We start from the raw sequence: 14,160 nt of genomic DNA, 5'->3' as shown, positions 1-14,160 counted from the left end.
CCCATCATCAGGAGAATGACGTGACCTCAACCGTGAGCAGCGATCCGACAACGCAGGTGGATGACGAGGATTTCCGCGACATCCTGTCCCACGCCCGGACTTTCGTGCGCGACATCGTGGTTCCGCGGGAGCAGGAGATCGACGAGAACGACGCGATCCCCGCCGAGATCCGGGCCGCGGCCAAAGACATGGGCCTGTTCGGATTCGCCATCCCCCAGGAGTGGGGTGGCCTCGGCATGAACCTGATCCAGGACGTCGAACTCGCAATGGAGTTGGGATACACCACTCTCGCCCTCCGCTCGATGTTCGGCACCAACAACGGGATAGCCGGTCAGGTGCTGGTCAACTACGGCACCGAGGAGCAGAAGACGACCTGGCTCGAGCGGATCGCGTCCGGTGACGTCGTCGCCTCGTTCGCGTTGACCGAGGCCGGTGCCGGATCCAACCCGGCCGGGCTGCGTACCAAGGCGGTACGGGATGGGGACGATTGGCTGATCACCGGGGAGAAGCGGTTCATCACCAACGCGTCGAACGCGGACCTGTTCGTCGTGTTCGCCCGCACCCGGCCCGCCGACGGCGATGGACCCGGCATCGCCGTGTTTCTGGTCCCGGCCGATGCTCCGGGTGTGCAGGTCGGCGGCAAGGACCGCAAGATGGGGCACGCGGGGTCGACAACGGCCACAGTGCATTTCGACGACGTGCGGGTGCCGTCGTCGGCGCTGGTCGGCAGCGGTGAGGACGTCGGCTACCGTGCGGCGATGACGTCGCTGGCCCGCGGCCGGGTGCACGTGGCGGCGCTTGCGGTCGGGCAGGCGCTGCGTGCGCTCGACGAGTCGGTGGCGTACGCGGCGACCGCGACGCAGGGCAACACGGTGATCGGTGATTTCCAGTTGGTGCAGGCGATGCTCGCCGATCAGCAGACCGGCGTCATGGCCGGGCGCGCGCTGGTGCGTGACGCCGCCCGCGCTTGGGTCGAGGGCACCGATCGACGGATCGCCCCGTCGGTCGCGAAACTGTTCTGCACAGAGATGGTCGGTAAGGTTGCGGACCTGGCGGTGCAGATTCACGGCGGCAGCGGGTACATGCGGGAGGTCGCGGTGGAGCGCATCTACCGGGACGTCCGGCTGCTACGTCTGTACGAGGGCACCAGCGAGATCCAGCGTCTGATTGTCGGCGGCGGCCTCGTCAAGCGGGCCGGCAACGCGTCATCCGGGCGCCAATGAGCGAACAGACTCTGGACGATCGGTTCTCGAGCAGGGAAACCGGCACTCGCGACTCCGGTGAGTGGCGGGCGCGTGCCGCGTGCCACGGTGCCGAACTGACGGTGTTCTTCTCGCCCGACGCCGAGCGCGGCCGCGCCCGCGACCGCCGGGAAGCGCGGGCACGGCAGATTTGCCAACGCTGCCCCGTACTCGCGCCTTGCCGCGATCACGCGCTCGCGGTGGGCGAACCTTACGGTGTTTGGGGCGGGATGACCGAAGGCGATCGGCGAAAGTACATCCACCAACTCCGCCGGAACAGACGTCGACCGCTCGAATCCCGGCACACGCGACCAGTGGCCGATGTCCCGCAGACTCGATCGTCCACACAGGCTCTTCCTCAGCCGCCAATTGTGGCATCACCGGGAGGGGCGGCGAGGGGTCGTCCCTCCCGGTGATGCACGCCGGCTGCGCTCACCACACTCTTGGTGGCCGCGCGTATTGTGCGCTGAGACGCGAGCCGGATCGCGGACCGAGTCACGCGTCCGTTTCGTTCGCTTCGATGTAGCTGCGATACACCGAGAGCAGAGCACGTTTCTGCGACTCCGAGAGCCTCCGGTCGGCGCGCAACGCAGCCTCGGTGGCGTCGTCGTCGGCCCGAACGGATTCATCGAGCAATCCGGCCTGTTCGAGCATGGCTTCCGAGGAGAGATTGAGTGCGGTGGCGATCGACTTGAGGATCCGAACGGACGGTTCGTGCATGCCGCGCTCGATCTGGCTGAGATAGGGGTTGGAAACCGCAGTCATTGCGGAAAGCTGGCGCAGCGACAGATTCGCCATCTGTCGCTGCGCCCTGATGAAGTCCCCCAAGAGCTTGGTCCTGTCATCTGGATCTGTCGGCATTGTCGTCCCTGGTGTGATCGAGGCGGCGGATGCCTTCGAACCTACTCGGTCAGTCTGCCGTCGGATCTACTCGGTCAGGACGCCTTTGCCGGTGCGAAGGCAGCCGCGAGGTTGGTGGCGAAGTCACGCTGAGCCGTCAGCAGTGCGATTGCTACGTCGAAGCCGGATGCCGTGAGGGCCTGGAAGTCGGGCAGTTCCGGAGCGCCCTCGATCTTGAGCAGTTCGGGCGTCGGGATGGAGGGGGTCAGCTTCGCGACCGTCTTCGCGACATCCAGGGCGACCTTCTGCCCCTGCTTGACGGCGGAGACGAGCTGGTCGCCGGCTTTGGTGGAGGTCTCCGCGGTCGGGGCGGTGGGGGTTCCCGGGGTGGTCGTGGCGTCCTCGGAGTTCGCGGCGGTGGGGGTCTTGATCGTGGTGGTAGTGGCGGCCATGGTGGGGCTCCTTGCTGGTCGATTTTTCGCTGGCTGATTTATCCAACGTGGTAAATATATAAATCATTTGCTTGATATGTCAAGCAGGATGTTTTTCACGCGGCGGGTGCAACGGTCGGATCGGTTCTCGTTCACGGCGCCGGCGCTCCGAGAATGTCGGCAGGGAACTCGATTTCGCGTTTGAGGATCTTGCCGGTGGCTCCCTTGGGAAGCTTGTCGACGAGCCAGAGGTGGCGCGGGTACTTGTAGGCGGCGACCCGGGCCTTGACGTAGCCGCGCAGCTCGTCGGGAGTGGCGGAGGTCCCGGGTCGCAGCGTGATCGCGGCGGCGACCTCTTCGCCGAGGGTGGGATGGGGCACCCCGATGACCGCGGCTTCGCGCACTGCGCGGTGTTCGTAGAGCACTTCTTCGATTTCGCGTGGGTAGACGTTGTAGCCGCCGCGGATGATGATGTCCTTCTTGCGGTCGACGATGAAGTAGAAGCCGTCGTGGTCGCGGGTGGCCATGTCGCCCGTATGAAACCAGCAGTCGACGATCGCGGCGGCGGTGGCGTCGGGCCGATTCCAGTAGCCCTTCATCACGTTGTGCCCGCGGATGACGATTTCCCCGACCTCACCGGGCGGCGTGTCAGTTCCGTCCCGGTTGACCAGATTCAGCTCGACACCGTCGATCGGCCATCCGATCGACCCGGCCTTGGAATGCGCGGGGCGGTTGAACGTCGCGGTTGGTGACGTCTCGGACAGTCCGTAGCCTTCGAGGATCGGTGCGCCGAACCTCTCCTGGAAGCCGCGCAGTACCTCGACCGGCAGTGCTGCACCACCCGAGACACAGATCCGCAAGCTGGAGGTGTCCACCTGTCCGGTGTCGGTGTGGAGCAGGGAAACGTACATCGTGGGGACGCCCGCGAAGACGGTCACCCGGTGACGTTCGATGAGCTTCGCTACCGCCGCGGCCTCGAACCGCGGAACCAACGACACGCTCGCGCCGGCCGCGATCGAGGCGTTCAGTACGTTGCTCTGCCCGAATGCGTGAAAGAACGGAAGGCAGCCGATCACCACGTCGTCCTGGCAGAAGTCGAACAGACCCATGAAGGTGGTGGTGTTGCGGTACAGGTTCGCGTGGGTGAGCTCTGCGCCCTTCGGAGTGCCGGTCGTGCCCGAGGTGTAGAGGATGACCGCGGTGTCGGCGCCCTCGCGGGCGGTGACCGCCGGTGAGGACGGCCAATCGGCGGTGGCGGCGAGCGTGTCGTCATCGATGACCACCAGGTCGGTGCCGGTCGCTGCGGCCGCCGGCTCGGCCTCGGCGACGACGGTGCGCCACACCAGTGCCATCTTGGCGCCCGAATCGCGGAGGTGGTGTTCGATCTCGCGAGATTTGAGGAGCGGATTCATCGGCACGACCGTCGCGCCGACCCGCAACAGGCCGTAGTAGAGAACCGGGAATTGCACGACGTTCGGCAGCGAAATCCCGACCCGGTCGCCGGGGTCGATGCCGCGGGCCCGTAACCAGCCTGCCGCGCGTGCGGTCAGGTCATCGAGTTCGGCATAGCTGACGACGTCGTCGTCGATACGGATCGCCGGCCGGTCTGGATGACGGCGTGCGGACTCGGTCAGGATGTGGGCGAGGTTGGTCATGATCGGCTTTCGGGTGCTGGATAGGACATAGGCAGGAAGGACGGTGGCCGGAACGGTGTCCAGTGGTCGGCGGGCAGGGCGAGACGGTCCGCGACCGCCCACAGCGCCGCGGGGTGACTGGCGATGCCGAGGTGACTGGCGAGAACGGCGATGTTCTCCGCACGGGGTCCGGGCTCGTCCAGGCAGGTCCGCCAGGCGACGATCCCGTCGAGCGGGGTGTAGATCGACGTTGCGGGGACCGGAAGCGGCCCCTCGTCGCGTTCGAGCGGGAGGTCCAACGGCTCGATGTGCTGGTGCGAGTGGCGATGGAACAGGCGGTTGGCGCGGCTTTGGTCGTGTCGGGCCAACCGGATCGGGCTGCCCAGGGTGATGACCTGTCGAACGGCTTGCGGGGTGCGGCGGGCAAGTTGGCGCGCGTAGATGCCGCCGAGACTCCACCCGATGAGCGTGACCGGCTGCTGATAGCGGTTGGTCAAATAGTCCAGCCGCGCCCGCATGCCGTGCACCGCTTTGCTCGTGGGGCCGATGTTGCGGCCGAGCCGCCACCCGTGCGTCCGGTATCCGAGTCCGCGGAGGACGGTATGCAGTGTGGCGGTGGAGGTATCGCTGCCGTTCAACCTGGGGAGCACGAGGACAGGGTGGTGGTCGCCGCGCGGAAATGCGGCAAGCAGCGGTGCCGTACAGGCCATGAGCGCGTAGTCGATGGCCGCACGCGCGGGGTCGGTGAAATAGAGCAGGTCGCCCGGTGCCGCGGTGCCCCGCAGCGATGTGCCGGTCACCGTGCGCTTTCTTCCAGGCCGAGTTCCGCACTGACGCCGATGGTGTCCATGGACGCCCAGGTGTGGTCGACGAAGTGGGCGAGCATGATCAGGTCGCGCAGGTTGCCCTGGCGGTCGCGGATGTGGTCGCGCAGCAGCGCCTCACCCTCGAAGCCCAGCGAACCGAACATCGCCAGCGAGTGTTCCTGGTCGGCGGCGAGCTCGACGACGACCTTGCGCCGACCTGCGCGGACCGCGTCGGTGAGTGCATGGCGGGCCAACGTGCGGCCGATGCCGGCTCGTCGGTGAGCCGAGTCGACAACGAGTCGCAGTTCGCCGACGTGGTCGGACCAGCTGGGCAGCGGGCGCACCGCGGCGAATCCGACGACCGCGGCGTCGTCGAGCGCGACCCAGTGCGCCGGGCGGTCGGCCCAGCCGCGCACCGTGTCCGGCTCGGTGACATCCTCTCGCATGAGTGTCAGGTCTTCGGCGGGCAGGCGACCGAAGAATTCGATCAGGGCGTCGCTGTGTTCCCGGCCCAACGCGACGATGTTCATTCCTGTGTCTCACTTCGCTGGATGAGGAAATCGATGATCGTGGGGATGGTGGTCTTGGCGGCGGTTCGGCCGACGAGCAACCCGACGTGCCCGCCGTCGAGGCGCACCTCGTGTTTGTCGGGCGAGCCGATCAGGTCGATCAGCGGGGCGGCGGAGGCTTCCGGCACGATGTGGTCGCGGTTGCCCAGCACGGTCAGGAACGGCACCGTGATGTCGGCGAGGTGCACGCGGTCGCCCCCGACGACCAGGGTGTCGTTGACGATGGCGTTGTCCCGAGTCATCTCCGCGAGCTGCCGGGCGACACCACCGGGCAACGGAATGTGGTCGGTGGCCCATCCGATCATCGCCTGGTGCGCTGCGACGTAATCATCGCTCCACAGTCGTTCCCACAGGTCCACATATTGGGTGACCTGGGCGGTCGGTTTCAGGACTTGGAAGCCCTGGTAGATGACCTGCGGCGGCACATTGCCGTCGGCGTCGAGCACGTTCTCCACGTCCAGTCCCCCGCCCCCGACCACGCTGGTCAGCGGACCCAGTTGCTGCAGGTCGACCGGGGTGGTCATCACGGTCAGGCTGCGTAACGGCGCATCGAGATGGTGGGCGGCGTAGAGCAGTGACAGGACGCCGCCGAAGCAGTAGCCGAGCATATTGATCTGCTCGGTGCCGGCAATGTGCCGCACCCGTTCGACCGCGGCGGGCAGGTAGTCGTCGACGTAGTCCTCCAACCGGTTGGCGGCGTCGCGTTCGTCGGGAACGCCCCAGTCCAGTAGGTAGACGTCGAATCCGGCGGCGAGCAGCCGTTCGACGAAGCTGTTGCCCGGCTGCAGATCCAGGATGTAGCTGCGGGAGAACAGGCTGAACACGATCAACAGCGGCGGCGACACCCGCACGTTGTCGTTGCGGTAGCGCCACAACTCGGACCGGCCGTGTCGCCACACCACATCCTTCGGTGTCTGCCCGACCTCCGGCCGGGAGAGACCCGCCGCCATCCGAATACCGTTGCGCGCCCGCAGCGCAGTGCGTTCGACCTCACGACGCACCCGGTCGACGATGCTCGCCGACGTCGGTTCCATCGTCACCACCGCCCGATCACTCTCCATGGGGGTGGCCCCGGCGCTGTTCGAGTTGCAGCGACAGTCGTCGCACATCCCGGTCCAGCGCCCCGATCTGTGTCCGGAGCCGATGCACATCGGTGCCCGCCGGCAGATTGACCAGGTGCCACACTCGTGACGCGACACCGTTCACGCCGTGGCCCACCGTGCGCCGCAGATCGAAAATCGCGGCGGCCGCGGTGGCGAACTGCCCGCTACGCACCAGCGCCTCGGCCAGCGGTGCCACCGCACGGTCCGCGGCGTCATATGGCTTGCGCCAGACCGGCTTTCCTGTCATCGATCCAGCCCGCCGTACATGTCCAACTCGGCGTCCGTGATCTCCGGGTATTGCGCGTTCTGGTCCCCGGTGACCGGGTCGGTGGTGGTGTACACACCCATGGGCGTTCTCCTGTGGTGGTGATGAACGGTGTCAGGCCGCGATCGTGTCCGCGGACTCGAAGCCGCGGTAGCCATCGGCGGTGACGTCGGCGAGGACCGCACGATAATTGCCCAGACCACCCAGATAGAACAGGACACTGGGCTTCTTACCCGGAATGTTCGCGCCGAAAATCCACGAATCCACCTTCGTGAACACCGTCATGTTCGCGATCTCCGTGCACGTGTCCGTCCATTCGGCCTCCGCCTCCGGCGTCGGCTCGATCGCCCGCAACCCGCTGCGCTCGGCATACGCGATCGTCTCGCTGATCCACTCGACCTGCGTCTCGATGCTCGGCGGCAGATTCGTGAACGGGCCGTTCGGGCCCAGCACCATGAACCAGTTCGGGAAATTCGCCGTGGAAATCCCCAGATAACTGGTCGGCTGCCCGCCCCAGTGGTCGTTGATGTTCAAACCGCCCCGGCCGCGGATCTCCATCCGCCGGTAATTACCGTCCACGGCATCGAACCCGGTCGCGAAAACCAGCACATCCAACTCGTGCAGGACACCGTCCTCGGTCACCACACCCTTCGCGGTGACCTCGCGGATCGGGTTCTCCTTGATGCCGACGGCGTCGACGTTCGGCCGGTTGAACACCCGGTGGTAGCCGTCGTCGCACAGCGGGCGCCGGGCGAACAGACCGGTCGGGGTCAGTGTGCGGGCCGTTTCCGGGTCCTCGATGACCTCGGCGATCTTGGCACGGATGAACGACGCGGCCGCCTCGTTGGCTTCCTCGTCGGTGGCGATGTCACCGAAGGTGGCGAACATGAAACGGAAACCGCCACCGTGCTGCCAGGCCTCCTCGAAAACGCGGCGGCGTTCCTGTTCGGTGACGCTCATCGCCGGCACCGTGGACTCCTCGAAGCCGAACGCCACGGACGATTTCTTGACCTGCGACCAGATCCGGTCGTAGTCGGCCTTGACCGCATCGATCTGCTCGGTGGTCACGGGGCGCTTGCCGACCGGGACGGAATACTGCGGCGTCCGGACGAACACGGTCAGGTGCTCGACCTCCGGTGCCAGCGCCGTGACGACCTGCTGGCCGGTGGAGCCGGTACCGATCACCCCGACACGGCGGCCCGCGAGGTTTTTGCCCTCGGGCCAGGCGGCGGTGTGGATGGTCTCGCCCTCGAACGTGTCCAGGCCGGGCAGGTCCGGGAAGTTGATGGCCGAGAGCAGTCCGACGGCATTGATCACGTACGTGGCCCGATACACCGCGCCGGTGTCGGTGGTGACCTCCCACAGGGCCTGATCGTCGAGGTAGACCGCGGAGGTGACCTCGGTGCCGAAGCGGAAGTGGCGGCGCAGATCGAACCGGTCGACCACACCCTCGAGGTAGTCGAGGATCTCGGGCTGGGTGATGTACGTGTGTTCCCAGGTGCCGTCCTGCAGCAGATCCTCGTCGAAGGAAAACCGGTAGACATGACTCTCGGTGTCGGAGAGAGCGCCCGGGTAACGGTTCCAGTACCAGGTGCCGCCGGGGCCGTCGGCCTTGTCGAAACCCACTGTGGTGAGACCGAGTTCGTTGTGCAACTTGTGGACGGCATAGATACCGCCGAATCCGGCGCCGATGACGACGGCGTCAACGATCTGGGGTGTGGTCTGTGCAGACATGGCGAACTCCTGTGTCGTTCAAATGCAGAGAAGAAAAGGGGTGAAAGAAATTGGGGCGGAGCGGCACTGCGCGATTGCTGGGTCAGACGGTCGATTTCTCTTCCGCGTTCTGTGCCCTACCCGCCGCGACAGTCGTAATGTGATAGCCGCCACCGCGTTTGGATCAAGGATAAATGCAAGGTCCAGCACAACTGCGTTCCAATGTGAAACACCTTATGGAAATTTCTGTGCGCGATCGGGCGCGAGAGAATCGAGGGCGCGTTGTGGGAAGTATGCGGAAACAAGGCCCGTGCCACGAAGATCCTGGGCCGAATGAACAGACCCCCGGGCAGTGGATCGTCGGGGGTCTGTTCATTCAGGAGTTCTCGGTGGGCTAGCTCATCGTTGCGTCTGCAGGGCGTGCTGCAGGAGTGGCAGGTTGGGGCGAGCTCAGTTGACCGATCAGCTCTTCAGCTCTCGGACCGCCGAGGAATTCTGCCGGGGTCTTCGACGTCTCGCGCATTCCGATAACCGCGATCGCACCGATTCCGGTGGCGATCGCACCGAAGAATGCGACCGGAAGCCAGCCCGACGGGCCCGCGCCGAGGAGCACGGCGGCGATCAATGGAGCGAATCCTGCAAGAAGGTTCCCGAGCTGGTTGCTCACAGCCATGCCGGTGAATCGCACCGGTGCCGGGAACTGCTCGGCGAAGAACGACGTCCACACGCCGTTGTAGCAGCTGAAGAACAGCGACATGTTGACGAACGCGAAGATCGCGATCAGCATGACATTCGCCGTCGAAATCGCCCACAGGTAGGGGAAGATGCTGAGCGCACCGCCGACAGCGCCGATCAGCATCGTTCGCTTCCGGCCGATCACGTCGGAGAGGTAGCCGGCTGCCGGGATGCCGAAGATCGACAGGGCTATCGACCCGGAGATGATGGCGAGCATCGTGCCCCGCTCCACCCCGACCGAGGTGGCGTACGAAAGGCTGAACACGGCGAACAGCGTTTGCATCGACGCCATCAGTGATGCTCCGGCGACTCGGATCACGTCGCGCCAGTGATGCGTAATCACGTCGTTCAGCGGCCGCTTCCGGACCTGATCTTCTTGTCGCGCTTCGGTGAAGGCCGGAGTTTCGTCGAGATGGCTTCGCACGTAGTAGGTGATGACGACGACTACGGCACTGAGCCAGAAGGGAATTCGCCAGCCCCAGGTGTAGAGCGCGTCGTGGGGCAGCATCGCGATCGGGAGGAACACGACGGTGGCCAGTGAGCAGCCGACGGCGTAGCCGACCATGACGAAACTGGTGAAGAACCCCCGACGTCCGACCGGGGAATGCTCGACGGTCAGCGTCGACGCACCCGCCGATTCGGCACCGGCGGAGAATCCTTGCACGACGCGGAGGGCGACCAGCAGCACCGGGGCGACCAGGCCCAGCTGGTCATACGTCGGAAGGCACCCGATGGCAAAGGACGCGACGCCCATCATCACGACGGTGGCCAGCATGACGCGTTTGCGGCCGAGCCGGTCGCCGAAGTGTCCCATCACCACAGCGCCGACCGGGCGGGCGACGTACCCCACGGCGAAGGTGGCGAACGATGCGATGAGCGCGACGGTGGGGTCGCCGGAGGGGAAGAACAGCACGTTGAAGACCAAGGCGGCTGCGGCGCCGTATACGAAGAAGTCGTAGTACTCCAGCGCGCTGCCGAGGAGCGCGGCCGTCGCCGCGCGACGGGGAGTCATCGCGGGCGGCGACGAGGTCGTGCTTGTCATGTGTTTCTCCTGAAGCAGGCTCAGTGGTAGCAGGGCGGGGGCCGAGGATGTTTGTGACCCTTGGCATCGGCGGGGCGACCTTGTGACGGCCGCCACGGCGTGTGGATCAAACGTAAGAGAATGTTCCAACCCACCTGTGTTCCGATGTGAAACACCGCTTGCCCTACCAGGTCGATATTCCGAAGGCCGCCGATCGGCGTCCCCGGTCGGTACCCCTGGTATCGGTCGCGGGGATACTCTGGGATCACCCGCCCGCCGACGACGGGATTACTCGAGCCTGGCACCGGTGTGGTGACGCCGACCGGGATGGGGTGTGCGATGGCCGAATTCGACCCGTTTGCCACCCAGCGTGACAACGCCGGGGACATAACGGCAGAGCTGGAAGCCGCCGGATTCACCGATCTCGAAGAAATCGGCCGCGGAGGGTTCGGCGTCGTCTACCGATGTCGTCAGCCGCATTTGGACCGCACGGTGGCGGTCAAGGTACTCGCCGCGGACCCGGCGCCAGAGGATCTGGAGCGGTTCCTGCGCGAGCAACGGGCGATGGGCCGGCTGTCCGGGCATCCCCACATCGTCACCGTTCTGCAGGTGGGCACCACCGCGGCGGGCCGCCCTTACCTCGTGATGCCGTATCACCGGTACGGCTCGCTCGACGCCACGATCCGCCGCACCGGCCCCCTGAACTGGGCCGATACGCTGAATCTGGGGATCGCGTTGGCCGGGGCTCTCGAGACCGCCCATCGGGCCGGGATCGTGCACCGCGACGTCAAACCGGCGAACATCTTGCTGACCGAGTACGGCGACGCGCAGCTGGCCGATTTCGGCATCGCCCGGATTTCCGGGGGTTTCGAGACCGGTACCGGTGTGATCACTGGTTCGCCGGCGTTCACCGCCCCCGAGGTCCTCGCCGGGCAGAGCCCCACCCCGGCGTCCGACATCTACAGCCTGGGCGCGAGTTTGTTCTGTGCACTTACCGGGCACGCAGCATTCGAGCGGCGCAGCGGCGAGCAACTCGTGGCCCAGTTCGTGCGGATCACCACCGAGCCGGTGCCGGATCTGCGGGATCCGGCCATTCCCGCTGCGGTGACGGCGGTGATCGGGCACGCCATGGCCGCCGAACCGACGGCTCGCCCACACACTGCGGCTGAGTTCGGGGACGAGTTGCGCGACACTCAGGCCCGGGCCGGAGCACTCGCCGACGTGCCCACGGTCGCGCCGGAATCGGTGCCCGTGCCGACCGAGACACCCGCCGGCACGCAACGTGTGCGGCGTGCGCCGCCGACTCCGGCGACGAAGTTCCGGCCACCCACCGCACCGAAGGCCCTGGTGCGCCGGGCACGGCTGCTCGAGGCTCTGCGGGCCGCGAGGCGGCGCCGACTGGTACTCATCCATGCGCCCGCCGGGTACGGCAAGTCCACCCTTGCCGCCCAGTGGCGCGAGGTGCTCGTCTCCGGAGGCACTGCGGTGGCGTGGCTCTCCGTCGACAACGACGACAACAACCTCGTGTGGTTTCTCGCGCACCTGATCGAGGCGATCCGGCGTGTGCAGCCCACCCTGGGTCACGATCTCGGTCAGGTACTGGAGGACCGCGGGGCCGACGCCGACCGCTACGTGCTGACCTCATTGGTCGACGAGGTGCACGACCGAGGGCTACCGGTGGCGGTGATGATCGACGATTGGCACCGGGTCACCGATTCCGCGGCCCTCGCCGCCCTGGGCTACCTGCTCGACAACGGCTGCCACCACCTTCAGCTCATCGTCACCAGCCGGACCCGGTCCGGACTGCCGCTCGGCCGAATGAAGGTTCGCGACGAACTGGTCGAGGTCGCCGCCGCGGACCTGCGTTTCGACCTGGACGAATCCACCCGGTTTCTCGTCGACGTGAACGGACTCGCGCTCGCCGATTCCGAGCTCGCCGCGCTGACAACTTCCACCGACGGGTGGGTGGCCGCTCTGCAGCTCGCGTCCCTGTCGCTCCGCGGCCGATCCGATGCGGGCGAATTGATCGCCCACCTGTCCGGGCGACATCACGCCATCGGAGAGTTCCTTGCCGAGAATGTGCTGAGCGCACTCGAACCCGAACTTCTCGACTTCCTGATGGCCACCTCGATTCCGGAACGAATCTGCGGCGAACTCGCGGGGGTCCTTGCCGACACGACCCGCGGGCAGGCGCTACTCGAGGAGGTCGAAGAGCGGGATCTGTTCCTGCGCAGCCTCGACGACGACCGGGACTGGTTCCGCTATCACCATCTGTTCGCCGAGTTTCTCCGACGCCGGCTCGAGCGCGACGCACCCGAGCAACTCGCACGGTTGCACCGGAGAGCGTCGGACTGGTTCGCCAACCATCACGCGCTCGGCGAGGCGGTCGATCATGCGCTGGCCGCCGGCGATGACGACCGTGCCGTCGACCTGATCGAGTCGCACGCGATGAACCTGATCGAAAGCTCGAAGATGGGGACGGTCCTCGCTCTGGTCGCGAAACTTCCCGCACTGCTCGCACAGAACCGGGCCCGGCTCCAGCTGATCGTGGCGTGGGCCAACGTCCTGCTGCATCGGCTCGAGCCGATGCAGGCCTCCCTGGCGCGGGTCGAGGCTGCCCTCGACGAGCACACCCTGACCGAGGCGCAGGTGATCGATCTGCGGGTGGAGGCGGCAGTCATCGCCGACGTCGGTCGGTGCCACGCCGACGTCATCGACGGGGCCGGCGAGCAGGTCCGCGAATGTTTGACACGGCCGAACACCCTGCCGCCCTTCGTCGTCGCCGCGGCAGCCGACGTCACTTCCTTCGCCGACATCTGCACTTTCGACTTCGACGCCGCCCGTCGACTGCAGAACTGGGCACGGCCCTACCACCAGCAGACCCGCGGCCCGCACTTCGGGATGATCGGGCACTGTTTCGCCGGTATCGCCGCCAACGAACTCCTCGACATCACCGCCGCCGAGGATCACTTCCGGGCCGCCTGGGACCTCGCCGTTTCCACCGTCGGTGTCCACTCGTATGCGGCACAGCTGTCCGGGGCCCTGCTCGGTGACCTGCTGTATCAGCAGGGCACGATCGATGAGGCCGAGCGCCTGCTGGATGCCAGTTACCGCCTCGGCGCCGAGGGCGGCGTCGTGGATTTCATGCTCGCCAGTTACGGCACCGGAGCCCGGATCAAGGCCCTGCGCGGTGACATGCCCGCGGCCGCGCAGCGGTTGGACGAGGGCGCCGACACCGCCCGGAAGTTGTCACTGCCACGGCTCGCCGCGCGGATCGACAACGAGCGGATTCGCTGCGGATGGGAACCGGGCACCGAATTCCACTCTCGGACAGAGCGGTCGACGCCCGGAAACCAACCCACCGTCATCGGCAGACGAACGACCGAAATCGACGAAGACTCCCAGATCCGGCTGCTCCTGACCGCCCACGCCTACGCCCAAGCCTGCACCCGAGTCGAGGCGGTGGTGCGGACACTCGAAACAGCGCGGCGACCGCGGGCCCTCCTCGAGGCGAGGATGCTGCACGCCCAGTGCCTGGCCGCCGCGGGAAGGGTCATGGACGCGAAACAAGTCCTCATTCCCGTTACCGCCGACTGCGCCGAATACGGCCTGCCCCGACTGGTTGCCGACGGCGGCGAACTCGTCACCGCACTCCTCACCGGGATCGCCGACGATCAACGCCACGGCCGCTGGCGGCCCGAATGGCCGTCCATCCCGGAGTCCTTCCTTACCCAGACGCACCCGCACTAGCGTCGCGGAGTGCGCCTCTCACCGAAGAAACGCATGTGGCGGGCCGGTCAGC

The 14,160-nt window shown here is 66.5% G+C and carries 12 protein-coding genes; 3 read left to right on the top strand and 9 right to left on the bottom strand.

The features are described from left to right. Window positions 1-20 precede the first annotated feature (20 nt). Both JWS14_RS20935 and JWS14_RS20930 read left to right on the top strand, forming a co-directional pair. The gene (locus JWS14_RS20935; protein WP_206014255.1) at window positions 21-1,223 is read left to right on the top strand and encodes an acyl-CoA dehydrogenase family protein; all 1,203 of its coding nucleotides are present in this window, start codon (window positions 21-23) and stop codon (window positions 1,221-1,223) included. Then, window positions 1,220-1,657: a WhiB family transcriptional regulator gene (locus tag JWS14_RS20930; RefSeq protein ID WP_095865593.1), complete on the top strand. Its 438-nt coding sequence runs from the start codon at window positions 1,220-1,222 to the stop codon at window positions 1,655-1,657. The genes JWS14_RS20935 and JWS14_RS20930 overlap by 4 nt, the downstream gene beginning before the upstream one ends. Before the next feature lie 79 nt (window positions 1,658-1,736). Here the strand turns inward: JWS14_RS20930 and JWS14_RS20925 are convergent, their stop codons facing one another. The 9 genes from JWS14_RS20925 to JWS14_RS20885 all read right to left on the bottom strand — a co-directional run bounded on the left by JWS14_RS20925 (window position 1,737) and on the right by JWS14_RS20885 (window position 10,379). Continuing rightward, window positions 1,737-2,069, bottom strand: coding sequence for a helix-turn-helix domain-containing protein (locus tag JWS14_RS20925; RefSeq protein ID WP_241031424.1), 333 nt, complete (start codon window positions 2,067-2,069; stop codon window positions 1,737-1,739). Window positions 2,070-2,176: 107 nt separating this feature from the next. Beyond that, window positions 2,177-2,533, bottom strand: coding sequence for a hypothetical protein (locus tag JWS14_RS20920; RefSeq protein ID WP_179377883.1), 357 nt, complete (start codon window positions 2,531-2,533; stop codon window positions 2,177-2,179). Window positions 2,534-2,664: 131 nt separating this feature from the next. Next, window positions 2,665-4,167: a long-chain-fatty-acid--CoA ligase gene (locus JWS14_RS20915; protein ID WP_206014254.1), complete on the bottom strand. Its 1,503-nt coding sequence runs from the start codon at window positions 4,165-4,167 to the stop codon at window positions 2,665-2,667. After that, window positions 4,164-4,946, bottom strand: coding sequence for an esterase/lipase family protein (locus JWS14_RS20910; protein WP_206014253.1), 783 nt, complete (start codon window positions 4,944-4,946; stop codon window positions 4,164-4,166). The genes JWS14_RS20915 and JWS14_RS20910 overlap by 4 nt, the downstream gene beginning before the upstream one ends. Further along, entirely contained in the window at window positions 4,943-5,482 is a 540-nt protein-coding gene (locus tag JWS14_RS20905; protein WP_206014252.1) for a GNAT family N-acetyltransferase, read from the bottom strand. The genes JWS14_RS20910 and JWS14_RS20905 overlap by 4 nt, the downstream gene beginning before the upstream one ends. After that, complete coding sequence (locus tag JWS14_RS20900; protein ID WP_241031423.1) at window positions 5,479-6,582, bottom strand: alpha/beta fold hydrolase; 1,104 nt, start codon at window positions 6,580-6,582, stop codon at window positions 5,479-5,481. The genes JWS14_RS20905 and JWS14_RS20900 overlap by 4 nt, the downstream gene beginning before the upstream one ends. Continuing rightward, entirely contained in the window at window positions 6,572-6,871 is a 300-nt protein-coding gene (locus tag JWS14_RS20895; RefSeq protein WP_206014251.1) for a hypothetical protein, read from the bottom strand. The genes JWS14_RS20900 and JWS14_RS20895 overlap by 11 nt, the downstream gene beginning before the upstream one ends. 132 nt (window positions 6,872-7,003) lie before the next feature. Further along, on the bottom strand, window positions 7,004-8,623 hold the full coding sequence (locus tag JWS14_RS20890; RefSeq protein WP_206014250.1) for a flavin-containing monooxygenase: 1,620 nt from the start codon (window positions 8,621-8,623) through the stop codon (window positions 7,004-7,006). 373 nt (window positions 8,624-8,996) lie between these two features. Further along, the gene (locus JWS14_RS20885; RefSeq protein WP_241031422.1) at window positions 8,997-10,379 is read right to left on the bottom strand and encodes an MFS transporter; all 1,383 of its coding nucleotides are present in this window, start codon (window positions 10,377-10,379) and stop codon (window positions 8,997-8,999) included. Between the two features lie 318 nt (window positions 10,380-10,697). On the opposite strand from JWS14_RS20885, the gene JWS14_RS20880 reads away from it, so the two are divergent. Then, window positions 10,698-14,108: a serine/threonine-protein kinase gene (locus JWS14_RS20880; protein WP_206014249.1), complete on the top strand. Its 3,411-nt coding sequence runs from the start codon at window positions 10,698-10,700 to the stop codon at window positions 14,106-14,108. The last annotated feature ends 52 nt before the right edge of the window (window positions 14,109-14,160 follow it).

Origin of the sequence: Rhodococcus koreensis (genome assembly GCF_017068375.1) — a bacterium.
GTDB classification, from domain to species: Bacteria; Actinomycetota; Actinomycetes; order Mycobacteriales; family Mycobacteriaceae; genus Rhodococcus_F; species Rhodococcus_F koreensis.
The sequence above is the reverse complement of the archived record's forward strand: the minus strand, read 5'-3'. Positions and strand labels throughout refer to the sequence as shown.

Excerpts from the sequence above, each read along its gene's own strand:
- JWS14_RS20915 (WP_206014254.1), bottom strand. The coding sequence starts at position 4,167 with ATGACCAACCTCGCCCACATCCTGACCGAGTCCGCACGCCGTCATCCA.
- JWS14_RS20905 (WP_206014252.1), bottom strand. The coding sequence starts at position 5,482 with ATGAACATCGTCGCGTTGGGCCGGGAACACAGCGACGCCCTGATCGAA.
- JWS14_RS20895 (WP_206014251.1), bottom strand. The coding sequence starts at position 6,871 with ATGACAGGAAAGCCGGTCTGGCGCAAGCCATATGACGCCGCGGACCGT.
- JWS14_RS20920 (WP_179377883.1), bottom strand. The coding sequence starts at position 2,533 with ATGGCCGCCACTACCACCACGATCAAGACCCCCACCGCCGCGAACTCC.
- JWS14_RS20930 (WP_095865593.1), top strand. The coding sequence starts at position 1,220 with ATGAGCGAACAGACTCTGGACGATCGGTTCTCGAGCAGGGAAACCGGC.
- JWS14_RS20900 (WP_241031423.1), bottom strand. The coding sequence starts at position 6,582 with ATGGAGAGTGATCGGGCGGTGGTGACGATGGAACCGACGTCGGCGAGC.
- JWS14_RS20890 (WP_206014250.1), bottom strand. The coding sequence starts at position 8,623 with ATGTCTGCACAGACCACACCCCAGATCGTTGACGCCGTCGTCATCGGC.
- JWS14_RS20885 (WP_241031422.1), bottom strand. The coding sequence starts at position 10,379 with ATGACAAGCACGACCTCGTCGCCGCCCGCGATGACTCCCCGTCGCGCG.
- JWS14_RS20880 (WP_206014249.1), top strand. The coding sequence starts at position 10,698 with ATGGCCGAATTCGACCCGTTTGCCACCCAGCGTGACAACGCCGGGGAC.